At 61.1% G+C, this 14,374-nt stretch carries 13 protein-coding genes; 4 read left to right on the forward strand and 9 right to left on the reverse strand.

The annotated features are described in order from the left end of the window. Positions 1-169 precede the first annotated feature (169 nt). The 3 genes from CKW21_RS28305 to CKW21_RS28315 are packed head-to-tail and all read left to right on the forward strand — an operon-like array spanning position 170 to position 3,734. Complete coding sequence (locus tag CKW21_RS28305; protein WP_095197147.1) at positions 170-2,071, forward strand: sensor histidine kinase; 1,902 nt, start codon at positions 170-172, stop codon at positions 2,069-2,071. After that, positions 2,068-3,396 carry a sigma-54 dependent transcriptional regulator gene (locus CKW21_RS28310; protein WP_095197148.1) on the forward strand — a complete coding sequence of 443 codons (1,329 nt, stop codon included), beginning with the start codon at positions 2,068-2,070 and terminating at the stop codon, positions 3,394-3,396. Before CKW21_RS28305 ends, CKW21_RS28310 begins: the two co-directional genes overlap by 4 nt. Positions 3,397-3,404: 8 nt before the next feature. Next, on the forward strand, positions 3,405-3,734 hold the full coding sequence (locus tag CKW21_RS28315; protein ID WP_170948759.1) for a GlpM family protein: 330 nt from the start codon (positions 3,405-3,407) through the stop codon (positions 3,732-3,734). 131 nt (positions 3,735-3,865) lie between these two features. On the opposite strand, the gene CKW21_RS28320 is transcribed toward CKW21_RS28315, so the two are convergent. The 5 genes from CKW21_RS28320 to metE all read right to left on the reverse strand — a co-directional run bounded on the left by CKW21_RS28320 (position 3,866) and on the right by metE (position 9,965). Continuing rightward, positions 3,866-4,774, reverse strand: coding sequence for a hypothetical protein (locus CKW21_RS28320; RefSeq protein WP_095197150.1), 909 nt, complete (start codon positions 4,772-4,774; stop codon positions 3,866-3,868). Continuing rightward, positions 4,771-5,466: a hypothetical protein gene (locus tag CKW21_RS28325; protein ID WP_095197151.1), complete on the reverse strand. Its 696-nt coding sequence runs from the start codon at positions 5,464-5,466 to the stop codon at positions 4,771-4,773. Before CKW21_RS28325 ends, CKW21_RS28320 begins: the two co-directional genes overlap by 4 nt. A 97-nt stretch (positions 5,467-5,563) precedes the next feature. Next, positions 5,564-6,229, reverse strand: coding sequence for a DsbA family oxidoreductase (locus CKW21_RS28330; protein ID WP_095197152.1), 666 nt, complete (start codon positions 6,227-6,229; stop codon positions 5,564-5,566). 180 nt (positions 6,230-6,409) lie between these two features. Then, positions 6,410-7,441 carry an alpha/beta fold hydrolase gene (locus CKW21_RS28335; RefSeq protein WP_095197153.1) on the reverse strand — a complete coding sequence of 344 codons (1,032 nt, stop codon included), beginning with the start codon at positions 7,439-7,441 and terminating at the stop codon, positions 6,410-6,412. Between the two features lie 211 nt (positions 7,442-7,652). After that, the gene (gene metE / locus CKW21_RS28340; RefSeq protein ID WP_095197154.1) at positions 7,653-9,965 is read right to left on the reverse strand and encodes a 5-methyltetrahydropteroyltriglutamate--homocysteine S-methyltransferase; all 2,313 of its coding nucleotides are present in this window, start codon (positions 9,963-9,965) and stop codon (positions 7,653-7,655) included. Between the two features lie 110 nt (positions 9,966-10,075). Here metE and metR point away from each other — a divergent pair, with 110 nt between their 5' ends. Then, entirely contained in the window at positions 10,076-10,993 is a 918-nt protein-coding gene (gene metR / locus CKW21_RS28345) for a transcriptional regulator MetR (protein ID WP_095197155.1), read from the forward strand. A gap of 122 nt (positions 10,994-11,115) precedes the next feature. Here metR and CKW21_RS28350 read toward each other — a convergent pair whose 3' ends face one another. The 4 genes from CKW21_RS28350 to CKW21_RS28365 form a co-directional block, all read right to left on the reverse strand. After that, a complete protein-coding gene (locus tag CKW21_RS28350; protein WP_095197156.1) occupies positions 11,116-11,613 on the reverse strand; it encodes a GNAT family N-acetyltransferase in 498 nt (165 codons plus the stop codon). A gap of 2 nt (positions 11,614-11,615) precedes the next feature. Then, on the reverse strand, positions 11,616-12,254 hold the full coding sequence (locus CKW21_RS28355; protein WP_095197157.1) for a LysE family translocator: 639 nt from the start codon (positions 12,252-12,254) through the stop codon (positions 11,616-11,618). Between the two features lie 22 nt (positions 12,255-12,276). Beyond that, complete coding sequence (locus CKW21_RS28360) at positions 12,277-12,711, reverse strand: NUDIX domain-containing protein (RefSeq protein ID WP_095197158.1); 435 nt, start codon at positions 12,709-12,711, stop codon at positions 12,277-12,279. Between the two features lie 77 nt (positions 12,712-12,788). After that, positions 12,789-14,114, reverse strand: coding sequence for an APC family permease (locus tag CKW21_RS28365; protein ID WP_095197159.1), 1,326 nt, complete (start codon positions 14,112-14,114; stop codon positions 12,789-12,791). Positions 14,115-14,374 lie beyond the last annotated feature (260 nt).

Below are 14,374 nucleotides of genomic sequence, written 5' to 3' on the forward strand. Positions count from 1 at the left end.
CGCGCAGCGGCCCCAAAACCAGCAAATGCATTTTGATTGACCACCGCATTTACCGGTTTTACGACTGCTTCGCAGCCGAGCGGGAGCAAGCTCCCTCGCCACAGGTTCCGCGTTCAACTGGAAACCAGAGCTAGCCTGTTGCCACGCTGGTTGACCCAAGGCATCTGTGATGAAATGCGACCCCACTCTCTATCGCGCCACGTCGCCATCACTCGCCGTGAAACCCCGCCTGATTCGCCATCTGTTCCTGCCGCCGCTGATCATCGCGCTGATGATCGGACTGGGTTATGCCGGCTTCTGGGTCAGTGAGCACTATGGCGTGCGCAGCCTGAGCGAAAGCGGCCAGCGCCAGCTGGAACTGCACGCCCGCGCCGTCGAAAGCGAAATAAGCAAATACACCTACCTGCCCAGCCTGCTGGAACTCGAAACCAGTGTGTCGAAGCTGCTGGCCGACCCGACCCCGGAACACCGGCAAACGGTCAATGATTACCTCGAAGGCCTGAACCGGCGCAGCCGCAGTCGGGCTATTTATGTGATGGACACCACCGGTCGCGTCATGGCCACCAGTAACTGGCGCGATGTCGACAGTTACCTGGGTGAAGACCTGTCCTTCCGCGCCTACTTCCAGAACGCCGTGCGCGGTCAGCCGGGGCGCTTCTACGGCATCGGCAGCACCAACGGCGAACCCGGCTACTACCTGGCCCATGGCCTGGAGGAACACGGCAAGATCATCGGCGTCGCGGTGGTCAAGGTGCGCCTGGAAGCCATGGAAGAACGCTGGCAGCGGGCGCGCCTGGAAGCCTTCGTCAGTGACGAGAACGGCATCATCATTCTGTCCAGCGATCCGGCGCGGCGCTTGAAATCCGTGATTCCCCTGAGCGACGAGACCAAGGAAAAACTCGCCCGCAGCCTTCAGTATTACTGGTTCCCGCTCAACGAACTGCAACCGCTGGCCCGGGAAACCCTGTCCGAAGGCGTGGAAAAACTGACCTTTCCGGCCAACAGCGAACTGGTGTCCGACGAAGAAAACATCAGCTATCTGTCGCAAACCCGCAATTTGAGCGATACACCGTGGAATTTCACCCTGCTCACGCCGTTGCAGGATTTGCGCCGAGAGGCGATCAATCAGGGGATTCTGGTGGCGGTGGCTTTCGCTCTCGTGGCGTTCCTGCTGATTGCCTGGAACGAACGACGCAAGGTGATCGCGACCCGCCTCGCCGCCCGGGAAGCCTTGCAGGAAGCCAACAATCAATTGGAGCGTCGGATTACCGAACGCACCGTCGACCTGCGCGCGAGCAACGAACGACTCAAGGGCCAGATCCGCGAACGGCGTCACGCCGAAGAGACCTTGCGTCGTGCCCAGGATGAACTGGTGCAGGCCGGAAAACTCGCGGCGATCGGCCAGATGTCCACCAGCATTGCCCACGAATTGAACCAGCCGCTGGCAGCGTTGCGCACCCTGTCCGGCAATACCGTGCGCTTTCTCGAGCGCGGTCAACTGGACGTGGCCAGCACCAACCTCAAGACCATCAACGAATTGATCGACCGCATGGGCCGGATCACCGCCAGCCTGCGATCCTTCGCCCGGCGCGGTGATGACAAGGGTCAGGCCTGCCTCGGCAAAGCCGTGGACGCGGCACTGCAACTGCTGGGCAGCCGCGTCGAAAACGCCCATCTGCAACTGCACCGTCAGTTCGAAGAGGTGCAGGTGCAGATCGACCAGACCCGACTGGAACAGATTCTGGTCAACCTCATCGGTAACGCCCTCGATGCCATGCAGGCGCAACCGCAGCCTGAGTTGTGGCTCGAAGGCGACACCGGCGATGGCAAGTATCGATTGCGGGTTCGGGACAATGGCCACGGCATCGATGCCGAAGCGCGCAAGCATCTGTTCGAGCCTTTTTTCACCACCAAACCCGGCGAACAGGGCCTGGGCCTGGGCCTGACCCTTTCCGCGAGCCTGGCCGCCGCTACCGGCGGTCACCTGGGTGTCGAGCACCCGGCCAGCGGTGGCACCGCATTCGTCCTCAGTTTACCGTTGGTAAGCCCCATTCCCGCCGAGCCAATATGAACAACGACCTTAGTGTATTGATCGTCGAAGACGACCCCCATGTGCTGCTCGGCTGCCAGCAGGCCCTGACCCTGGAAGACATTCCCTGCATCGGCGTTGGCAGTGCCGAAGAAGCCCTGGAGCGCGTTGGCGATAACTTTGCCGGCATCGTCATCAGCGACATCCGCCTGCCAGGCATCGATGGCCTGGAACTGCTGACCCGCCTCAAGGCCCGAGACCGCAGCCTGCCGGTGGTGCTGATTACCGGGCACGGGGACATATCCATGGCCGTGGGCGCGATGCAGAAAGGCGCCTACGACTTCATGGAAAAACCCTTCTCCCCGGAGCGTCTGGTGGATGTGGCCCGCCGCGCGCTGGAGCAACGCAGCCTGGCGCGTGAAGTCTCGTCGTTGCGCCGGCAACTGGCGGAGCGGGACTCCCTCGAAGGCCGGATCATCGGCCGTTCGCCGGCCATGCAGAACCTGCGCGAACTGATTGCCAACGTCGCCGACACCTCGGCCAACGTGCTGATCGAAGGCGAAACCGGCACCGGCAAGGAGCTGGTCGCGCGCTGCCTGCACGACTTCAGTCGCCGCCACACCCGGCAATTCGTGGCGTTGAACTGCGGCGGCCTGCCGGAGAACCTGTTCGAGAGCGAAATCTTCGGTCATGAGGCCAACGCGTTCACCGGTGCCGGCAAACGACGGATCGGCAAGATCGAGCATGCCGACGGCGGCACGCTGTTCCTCGATGAAGTGGAAAGCATGCCCCTGCCTCTGCAGATCAAACTGCTGCGGGTGTTGCAGGAACGCACCCTCGAACGCCTCGGCTCGAACCAGAGCGTGGCGGTGGATTGCCGGGTGATTGCCGCGACCAAGTCCGATCTGGACGAATCGAGCAAGGCCGGCGAGTTTCGCAGCGACCTGTATTACCGCCTCAACGTGGTGACCCTGGAACTGCCGCCGCTGCGCGAACGCCGCGAAGACATCCTGCAACTGTTTGAATACTTCTTGCAGCAGTCGTCCCTGCGCTTCGACCGCATCGCGCCGGAACTGGATAACCAGACCCTGTCGAACCTGATGAGCCACGACTGGCCGGGCAACGTGCGCGAGCTGCGCAACGTCGCCGAACGCTTTGCCCTCGGTCTGCCTGCCTTCAAAAAAACCGGTGCGGGCGGCAGCGCCCAAGGCCTGGCTTTCGCCGAAGCGGTGGAAGCCTTCGAACGCAACCTGCTGAGCGATGCCTTGCAGCGCAGTGGCGGCAACCTGACCCAGGCCAGCCAGGAACTGGGCATGGCCAAGACCACGCTGTTCGACAAAGTGAAGAAGTACGGACTGAGCCACTGATGGATCTGATTCTCAAGGCAACCCTGGGTGCAGCGGTGGTGGTGATCCTCGCCGCCCTGGCCAAGACCAGAAACTATTACATCGCCGGGCTGGTGCCGCTGTTTCCGACCTTTGCGCTGATTGCTCATTACATCGTCGGCAAGGGGCGCTCGATTGACGACCTGAAAACCACCATCGTGTTTGGCATGTGGTCGATCATTCCCTACTTCATCTACCTGGCGACCTTGTACCTGATGGTCGACCGGATGCGCCTGGAGGCGTCCCTGGCGGTGGCGGCGGTGGCGTGGTTGATGGCGGCGACGGTGTTGGTCAGCGTATGGGTGCGTTTGCAAGCCTGAACACCACCAATCCCCTGTGGGAGCGAGCCTGCTCCGGGCGGCGTTCCGACGAAAGCGGAGTGTCAACCAACATTAATGCCAACTGACACGCCCTCTTCGCGAGCAGGCTCGCTCCCACAGGTTCCATCGTTTTAGTGCGCGTAAACCTGCTGCAACTGCGTCTGGGTCAATGCATCTTCAAACGGCACCGGCACCGACTTCACCGCTCCGTAAAGGTTGCGATAGCGCCAGTAAGTGCCGTTGTTGGCCAATTGATATCCGCGCTCGACCACCCGCTGGCCATCTAGCACATAACGCAAGGTTTCCTGAGCCGCCGCCGGGGGTGGCGGTTGCATCAGATCGGTGGCCAACACCCGCATGGACTCATCGATGCACTCATCGAGCACGGCGGTGACTGTCGCCAGTTCAAGCCTGCCGTCGTCGATACATTGCTTGCCGCAGCGACGAACCGGCTGGCTGGCCACCTCGATCCGCATGCGGTACAGCGCTGAACCGGCGATGTCCTGAACCTGCACCTGATTGACCAGGATAAAACTGCCGCGATCCGGGGTCAGCATCAGTTTGGGCTCTATTAGCAAACGCGCGGTAACCTGGCCCTCGCCCTGCTTGAGCCCGGCCGTTTTCGAAGCCTGCTGAAAGCGTTGTTGCAAACTTTCCTGCAGCGGCACCCCGGCGAGCAGATCAGCCATCGGTCGCGACTCTTTGAGCGCGGCTTTTTCCGCATCGCGCTGCAAAGTGGCGCTGCCCATCTGGGTGTTGATCAAACTGGCCAGCAAGATCCCGGCAAGCCCGGCGGTATTGCCCGAGCTCGCTATCAGGTTGTGGCTGGACGATGCGGCCTTCAGGGCCTGCTCGGAATCAATCACCGTGCTGGCACCGACAAACGCCTGCGGCAACTGCACGTCGACCTTGAGCCCGTGGGCCTGAACGTAGGGCAAGGCGCTCTGGTCTTTGAAGCCGGCCTCGGGAGCCGGTTTCTGCGCGCAGCCCGCCAACATCAGCAGGGCCAGCGCGCCGGCCACTGCGAATGGACGCTTCATTGGGCGAACGGGGTGATCATTTGCTGACGGCTGTTATCCACAGCCTGATAGAACGCATTGGACAGGTTGGTGTAGGTCGGCTCGTCCCACTCGCCCTGAGCGGCTTGCGTCACGACAAAAGGCTTGAACCACAACAATTTGTTATCGGCCAGGTCGACCACCATGCCCTGCCCGCCCACTTGCGCCATCGGCACGCTGGTCGGTACGAACCCGTAGTAGCTGCGCGTGGCCCCGGTGGCGTACACATTCACCAACAGCAGACGGTCGACGCCATGGGCCGCCTTGACCGGCGTCAGGTCGCGGGTCATGTAGCCTTCGCGGAACGAGACTTCCTTGTAAACCTTCAGGTCGACCGGTTCGTCGATGCGCTTGACCTTGTAACCCTTGGCCTGCAACTTGGCGACGATCACGTCCGGCAAGGTGGTGAGGTCGCGCACTTGCCATTGTTCGACGTTACTGCTGAGTTTGCTGTTGACGCCCTTGTTGATGGCGTAATCGAGCAGCCCCTGGTTGCCGGTCAAAGCCAGCACCGGTGGTGGCACCACCGTGATCGCCACGCCGATGGTCGGCTCCTTGGCATCCCAGAACTGCTTGTCCAGTGGTACGGGAGGTTGAACGTGGGCACAGCCGGTGAGGGTCAGGCAGGCCAACAGAGTCAGCACCGCCCAGGTGCGTAGAGCGCGGAAAGTCATGGATCATGTCCCTATGGTTTGAAATCATCACTGCCCGTATCGGCAGCAACGGTCAAAACAATAGTGGCATATTGATGCCTTTTTGACATCAAGCATTTCAGCTAACAGTTCCGCCCTTCGACTCACTCATGATCTGGCGAATCGCCCCGACAAAAGCTTCCACCGGTTGTCCGCCCGTGACCGCGTACTGGCCGTTGAAAACCACGGTCGGTACCGAACTGACCCCGCGCGATAGCCACAGTTGTTCCTCCTGGCGGACCTGCTCGGCAAATTCATCCGACCCCAGAATCGACTCGGCCCGCTGCCGATCCAGTCCGACATCTTCAGCGATCTGCGCCAGTTGAGCGGGGTCTGACGGGTTGCCGCCATCGGTGAAATACGCCTTGAACAACGCTTCCTTCAATTGCAGTTGCCGCCCTTCCAGACCCGCCCAGTGCAACAAGCGGTGGGCATCGAAGGTGTTGTAGATGCGACTACTACCATCGGTACGAAACGCAAACCCGACCTCGGCGCCTCGCGCGCGGATCATCTCGCGATTCTTTTGCGACTGCTCCGGTGTCGAGCCGTACTTCTCGGTGATGTGCTCGGTGATGTTCTGCCCTTCGGGGCCCATCTTCGGGTTCAGTTCGAATGGCTGGAAACGGATCTCGGCGCGGACTTCATCGCGCAATAACTCCAAGGCCCGGGTCAGGCCGTACAGGCCGACGACGCACCAGGGGCAAGACACGTCGCTGACGAAATCGATTTTCAAGGGGGAACTCATCATTCACCTCGCTGGCTGGCATGCACCGGAAAGTTCGAACGATACACCCGGCAGACTTGAATGCGCAGCAGATCCCTTGTGGGAGCGAGCCTGCTCGCGAAAGCAGGTGATCATTCAATATTGATGTCGACTGACACGACGCCTTCGCGAGCAGGCTCGCTCCCACAGGGAACTCAAGTGTCAGAGGAGGTTATGTTCAGCCACCGGCTCGATCTGCGCCCAATGCGAAGTGTCCTCCCGGTGCTCACGCAAATACGGCAATACCGCCGCCAGCAACGGTGCCTTGAACGCTTCCTGAAAACGATGGGCCAATCCCGGAATCAACTTCAACTGACTGCCACGCAGATGCGCCGCCAGATGCACGCCATGCATCACCGGCAACAGCGGATCGGCCGTGCCATGCACCACCAGCGCCGGCACCCGCAATTGATTGAGCAACGCCACCCGGCTGGGCTCGGCCAGGATCGCCATGATCTGCCGTTTCACGCCTTCTGGATTGAACGCCCGGTCATAGGACTGCGCCGCCTGATGCAGCAGCGCCTGCCGATCATCGCTCACGGTCGGGCTGCCCAACGCGGCAAGCAGATCGGCCTGTTGCTCCAGCGCCACCTCACGATTCGGCGCGCCACGGCGGGCGAGCAACTGCACCAGCGCCGCGCTCGGCGCGGGCAAGCCCTCGGCCCCGGAAGTGGTCATGATCAACGTCAGACTCTCGACCCGTTGTGGCGCCATGGCTGCCATGTGCTGGGCGATCATCCCGCCCATGCTCGCGCCCAGCACGTGGAATTGCTCGATGTGCAACGCATCCATCAGGCCCAGGCCATCATCGGCCATGTCCGTCAGTGAGTACGGCGCCGACACCGGCAGCCCCAACTTGTAGCGCAACACCTCGAAAGTCAGGTTGGCCTCCATCGGCGCTTGCCTCCAGGTCGACAGGCCGACATCGCGATTGTCGTAGCGAATCACTCGAAAGCCTTGCTGACACAGGGCGACCACCACCTCGTCCGGCCAGTGGATCAACTGCCCGCCCAGCCCCATCACCAGCAGCAACGCCGGGTCCGAGGCACGGCCGATGCTCTGGTACGCCAGGCTCACCTGTGCCAGATCGACATGTTCGGTCGGAACATTCACATCACAACGAGAAGCTGCCAGGGACGACAGGCTGAACAATGCGGACAGAAAAATCGCCGCTGAAAAAAACAAAGCACGCATGACAAAACACCAAAACGCAGAACCCCAGTAGAGCGCGAGTCTGATGAAGTTTGTTCAAGCGCGCTGCCACAGTTGCGTGACAGTTTGATGAAGGTTGCTGAACGGTCATTTTCCAGACCGCGTTATCGTTCTTCGCGAGCAGGCTCGCTCCCACAGGATTTGTGTGCGACACCGATCCATTGTGGGAGCGAGCCTGCTCGCGAAGGCGTCCTCAGGCCAACTGACTGCGCAACTGCCGAGCCGCCGCCACCATGTTCACCAGCGCTGCCTCGGTCTCCGGCCACGCCCGGGTTTTCAAGCCGCAATCGGGGTTGACCCATAGACGTTCGGCCGGGATGCGCTTCACCGCTTTGCTCATCAACTTGACCATCTCGGCCGTGTCCGGCACCCGTGGCGAATGAATGTCATAAACGCCCGGACCAATGTCGTTCGGGTAATCGAACGCCTTGAAAGCCTCCAGCAATTCCATGTCCGAACGCGAGGTCTCAATGGTGATCACATCGGCGTCCATCGCCGCAATGGCTTCGATCACGTCATTGAATTCGCTGTAGCACATATGGGTGTGAATCTGGGTTTCATCGCGCACACCGCTGGCGCTCAAGCGGAACGCTTCCACCGCCCAGTCCAGGTATTCCTGCCATTGCGCCCGGCGCAGCGGCAGGCCTTCGCGAAACGCGGCTTCGTCGATCTGCACGATCTTGATGCCGGCGGCTTCCAGGTCCACCACTTCGTCACGCAACGCCAGCGCCAACTGCTGCGCCTGGACCTTGCGCGATACGTCTTCGCGGGGGAACGACCACATCAACATGGTCACCGGACCGGTGAGCATACCTTTCATGACCTTGTCGGTCTGGCTCTGGGCATAGGTGATCCAGTCCACCGTCATGGCTTTCGGGCGGCTCAGGTCGCCGTAGATGATCGCCGGTTTCACACAGCGCGACCCGTAGCTTTGCACCCAGCCGAAACGGGTGAAGGCATAACCCTCAAGCTGCTCGGCAAAGTACTCGACCATGTCATTGCGCTCGGCTTCACCGTGCACCAGCACGTCCAGACCCAGGCGTTCCTGGACTTGTACGGCATGGCGGATTTCGTGGTGCATGGCGTCGGTGTAATCGTTGGCCGACAGCTTGCCCTGCTTGAAGGCCTGGCGCGCCAGACGAATCGAACCGGTCTGCGGAAACGAACCGATGGTGGTGGTCGGGAACGCCGGCAGTTTCAGCCGTGCACGCTGTTGCTCGATGCGTTTGGCGAACGGTGATTGGCGTTGGCTGTCGGTTGCGTCGATGGCGTTGATGCGTGCCTGCACCTCAGCTTTATGAATGCGCGGCGATTGCGTACGACTGGCAGCGATGACGCGGCTTTCGGCGAGCGCAGCTTGTACTTTCGGTGCTTGCGGATCGTTGAGGGCATCGCGCAGTACAGCGATTTCGCCACACTTTTGTACGGCGAACGCCAGCCAGCTTTTCAGCTCCGGATCGAGTTTGTCTTCGCGTTCCAGGTCCACCGGGCTGTGCAGCAGTGAGCAGGAACTGCTGACCCACAGGTTGTCGCCAAAACGCTCCTGGGCAAATCGCAGTTGTTCAAGCACGGGCTCCAGCTCGCAGCGCCAGACGTTGCGACCATTGACCAGGCCGACCGAGAGAATCTTGTAGATCGGCAAGCGGTCCAACACGTGCAACAGTTGATCCGGCGCCCGCACGGCGTCGATGTGCAAACCTTGCACCGGCAGGCCGACAGCCAGGCCGAGGTTGTCTTGCAGGCCGCTGAAGTAAGTGGCCACCAGTTTTTTCAGCGGCGAGTACTGCAGGATGTGGTACGCGCGTTCGAAGGCGTTTTTCCATTCCTGCGGCAGGTCGAGGGTCAGGATCGGCTCATCGATCTGCACCCATTCCACGCCTTGGGCGGCGAGGCGACCGAGGATTTCGCCGTAGATCGGCAGCAGGCGCTCCAGCAGGTCGAGCTTGTCGAAATCGTTGCCTTTCGCCTTGCCCAACCACAGGTAAGTCAGTGGACCGATGATGACGGGTTTGATGCTGTGGCCGAGGGCCTTGGCTTCTTCAACTTCATCGAACAGCTGTTCCCAGCTCAGCTTGAACTGCTGGTCAGCGGTGAATTCCGGGACCAGATAATGGTAGTTGGTGTCGAACCACTTGGTCAGTTCCTGGGCGTATTGCGCCTGGCCATGTTCGCCGCCGCAGCAGCTCGCCGTGGCGCCACGGGCCATGGCGAACAGGGTGTCGAGGGTCGGCAGGCCGCGCTCGTCACGGGTGCTGTCGAAACGCTCGGGGATCACGCCGAAGGCCAGGGAGTGAGTCAGCACCTGGTCGTACCAGGCGAAGTCGCCGACCGGCAGCAAGTCGATGCCGGCGTCTTTCTGCAATTGCCAGTGGGTGGCGCGCAATTGGCGGCCGACGCTCTTCAGTGCGCTCTGGTCGAGGTCGCCCTTCCAATAGGATTCAAGGGCTTTTTTCAGTTCGCGGTCGGCGCCAATGCGCGGAAAACCCAGGGTGTGTGCCACGGCCATGTCGAATGTGCTCCTGTGTAAAAGATGGCGCTATTGTCGACAGCCAGGGCAACATGAGACAAACTCAACCTTTTCGTGTTGATCACAAGTTTTCCTCATGGAGCCCCGCGGTGCTTGAAATCCGTCACCTGAAGACCCTGCATGCCTTGCGCGAAGCCGATAGCCTGGTGGATGCGGCCGACCGCCTGCACCTGACCCAGTCGGCGCTGTCCCACCAGTTCAAGGAACTGGAGGAGCGCATGGGGATGCCGTTGTTCGTGCGCAAGACCAAACCGGTGCGTTTCACCAGTGCCGGTTTGCGCCTGCTGCAACTGGCCGACGCCACCCTGCCGCTGCTGCGTGCCGCCGAACGCGACATCAGTCGTCTGGCCGGCGGTACGGCCGGGCGCTTGCATATGGCCATCGAATGCCACAGTTGCTTCCAGTGGCTGATGCCGACCATCGACCAGTTCCGCGACGCCTGGCCGGAGGTCGAACTGGACCTGGCCTCGGGGTTCTCCTTCGCGCCTCTGCCGGCCTTGGCCCGGGGCGATCTGGACCTGGTGGTGACGTCCGATCCGGTGGATCTGGTCGGCATTACCTATGTACCGCTGTTCACCTATGAAGCGATGCTCGCCGTGGCCAATCAGCACCGATTGGCGAGCAAGGCGTACATCGTTCCGGAAGACTTGCTCACCGAGACCTTGATCACCTACCCGGTTGAGCGTGATCGACTGGACATCTTCACCCGCTTCCTGGAACCCGCCGACGTCGAACCGGCCCAGGTCCGCACCTCGGAACTGACGGTAATGATGATGCAACTGGTGGCCAGCGGACGCGGCGTATGCGGCATGCCCCATTGGGCGCTGCATGAATACAGCTCACGGGGCTACGTGAAGGCCAAGCGCCTGGGCGAGAAAGGATTGTTTGCCACGCTGTACGCAGCGATCCGGGCTGACATGCTGGACGCCCCGTACATGCGCGACTTTTTGCTGACGGCCAAGGACACGTCGTTTTCTACGTTGGATGGGGTGAGCGCCGTCCGTTGAAAACACACATATCCCTGTGGGAGCGAGCCTGCTCGCGAAGAGGGCGTGTCAGACACATCAATATTGACTGACACACCGCCTTCGCGAGCAGGCTCGCTCCCACATTGGGATTTCGGTGATGGTTAGAGCTCGCGCCACATGTGGATTTTGTCGAAGTATTCCTCGCCCACCCGCACCGCCATCGGTTCCAGGCCGAACTGGATAAATCCATTGCGTCGGTACAGGTTGAAGGCGGCATCGTTGCCGGCGGTGACGGTCAGCTTGATCAGTCGCAATCCCTGATGGGTTCGCGCTTCGGCCAAAACCGCCTGCACCAGTTGGTGGCCTAGCCCCCGCTGGCGCACGTTGGCGGACACGTACATGCCAAACAGCGTCGCCTTGTGCCGGGCCTTCTCCCGAGGCTCGAAGGCCAGCCCGGCGATGCCCGCCAGCCGCCCTTCCTCGAAGGCGCCGAGCACTACATCGAGCTTGCCGGTCAGGCGCGATTCCCACCAACCGAGCGGCATTGAGGCACGCTCGCGCACGCTGGAGGTGAATGCCTGCGGATGCCGGTCATAGGCCTCAAGCATCAGCGCCCGGTAGTCCAGGGCATGGCTGGCGTCCAGTCGCTGAATCCACACGGTCAGGCCATCCGGCGTTGTTCAAGCATCAGCCGCAGCGCCAGCGCCGACAGCACAAAACCCATGAAATAACGCTGCATCGCCAGCCAGGTCGGGTTGTTGACAAACCACGAAGCAATGCCCGCGGCAAACAGGGCGATCAGCAGATTGACGCTGAAACTGACGCTGATCTGGGTCAGGCCCAGCAGGATGCTTTGGGTGAACACCGAACCGTGTTCAGGGGTGATGAACTGAGGAAACACCGACAGGTAAAACACCGCGATCTTGGGGTTCAGGGCGCTGGTGAGGAAGCCCATGGTGATCAATTTGCGCGACGAATCCGGCGGCAACTGTTGCGCTTCGAACGGCGAACGCGCACCGGGTTTGACCGCCTGCCAGGCCAGCCATAGCAGGTACAACGCACCCGCCCACTTCAGCACTTCATAAGCCATCGGCACCGCCAGGAACACAGCAGTCAAACCGGCAGCGGCGGCGAACAGATGCACGAAAAACCCGGCGACCACCCCCAGCAACGAAGTCACGCCGGCCTTGCGGCCCTGGCAGATCGAACGAGAGATCAGGTAGATCATGTTCGGCCCCGGCGTCAGTACCATCAGCAACGCGGCGGCGGCGAAAATCAGCAAGTCTTGAAGCGGGATCATGGCGGGTCCTTTGCTTGAATGATCAGGCAGTCGCGATCAGCGAAGCCCGATAAAACGGCAGGATCAGGTCCCTTGTCAAGGGTGCCAGCGTGACGTCGCCGTCGGTGGCCGGATCGATCCAGATCACCTCTTCGATCTCGGCAGCCGGGGTGACGTCGGAATCAATGCCCAGCAGAAAAATCTCGGCTTTCACCACATAACCCGGCTCATTGGCGGCGGGTGCCGAGAACTGGCCGAGGAAGGTGGCGTGCGCCGGATCGATGACCAGCCCCAGCTCTTCTTCCAGTTCACGGGCCAAAGCGTTGGCCGGTTGTTCATGGGCTTCGATCTTGCCGCCCGGTTGCATGAAGGCCTCGGTGCCGCGCTTGCGCACCAGCAACGTTCGACCGTCCGGGCCGATCAACAGGGCGGCGGCAATGTGGATAATTCCGGCGGGTTGGGCAGCAAACGTCGACATGAACAAAGGCCTTTGACTCAAAAGCGGCAAGGATCACATGTCCTCCGCTGGTGAGCAAAGGCCTCCTGCACCAGTACTTACGCAGCCTCCTGGAAATCCATCTCCGGTGGCTGCCGACGGAAACCGCCGGTCAACACCGCCAGATACACCACGCCGATCGCCAGCCAGCTCAAGCCGAGGTAGATCGCCAGGTGGTCAAGGCTGACCATCAACCACAGGTCCGCCACCAGGCCGATGAAGGGGAAAATCAGGAACAGCACCAGCTCGCGCAGGCCTTTTTTCTCGCCACCGATCCAGTAATGGAAGATCACCGACAGGTTCACCAGGCTGAAGGCCAGGAAGGCGCCGAAGTTGATGAACGAGGTCGAGGTGGTGACGTCGAGTTTCAGTGCAAGCAAGGCCACCACGGCGCAGAGCAGGATGCTGTTGATCGGCGTGCCGAAACGTTCGTGCAGAGTGCCGAAAAACGATTTCGGCAGCACGCCGTCACGGCCCATGGCGTACAGCAAACGCGAACCGCTGGCCTGGGCCGACAAACCCGAGGCGAACTGGCCGACGATCAGGCCGATCAGGAAGATCGAGACGAACAGGTCGCCGCCGATGTTGCGGGCAATTTCATAGGCCGCCGAATCAACGCTGTCGAACTGGAACGACGGATGGGCGACCTGCACGAAGTACGAGACGCAGACGAAAATCAGCCCGCCGATCAAGGTGATCAGCATGATCGCCCGGGGAATGGTGCGACGTGGGTCGCGGGTTTCTTCGGTCAAGGTGCTGACCGCGTCGAAGCCGAGGAACGAATAACAGGCGATGGCCGCGCCGCTCATGATCAACGGCATTTGCATGTCGCCGTTGAAGAACGGTTTGATCGACCACAGCGGCGTGCTCGCATCGCCACCGACGTAATGCACGCATAGCGCAACGAAGGCCACCAGCACCAGGAACTGCACCAGCATCAGCAAGGCGTTGATGCCGTTGGCCAGTTTCAGGCCGACGATGTTGATGGCGCTGGTGATGCCGATGAACGCCAGCACCCAGACCCACTGCGGCACCGCCGGGAAAGCGGAGTTCAGGTAAGCGGCACCGATCAGCCAGATCGCCATGGGCAAAAACAGGTAATCGAGCAGCACTGCCCAACCGGCGATGAAGCCCAGTTTCGGGCTGATGGCCTTGCGCACATAGCTGTAGGCGGAACCGGCGACCGGGAAGGCCGAGGCCATGCGTCCGTAGCTCATGGCGGTGAAGAACATCGCCACCAGCGCCGCGAGATAAGCGGCGGGCACCATGCCGGCGGTGGATTGAGCGAGAATGCCAAAAGTGCCGAGCACAATGATCGGCGTCATGTAGGCGATGCCGAACAGCACCACCGACCCTAATGACAGGGTGCGTTGCAAACGAGCCATGAGCGACTACTCCGGATGTTATTGGATTTATGGCAGAGCCGAGTTCGGCGCAGGGTTTTCGGGTGTTGCTTTGTTGTTCTTGGATAGATCAAACAGGTGTATTGCCTGTCAGGGCCTCATCGCTGGCAAGCCAGCTTGTGTCTAGGCCTAGGGATAAACTCTGGGGTGAGAGGGGTGGATGACAAGCTGTAAGTCCGCGGTGCTCAAAGCACGAGTGGGAGCAGAGCTGTCATCCACCTTTCCACTCTGGCCCATAAGCC

It is taken from the genome of Pseudomonas sp. Irchel 3A7, from assembly GCF_900187565.1.
Classification (GTDB): domain Bacteria; phylum Pseudomonadota; class Gammaproteobacteria; order Pseudomonadales; family Pseudomonadaceae; genus Aquipseudomonas.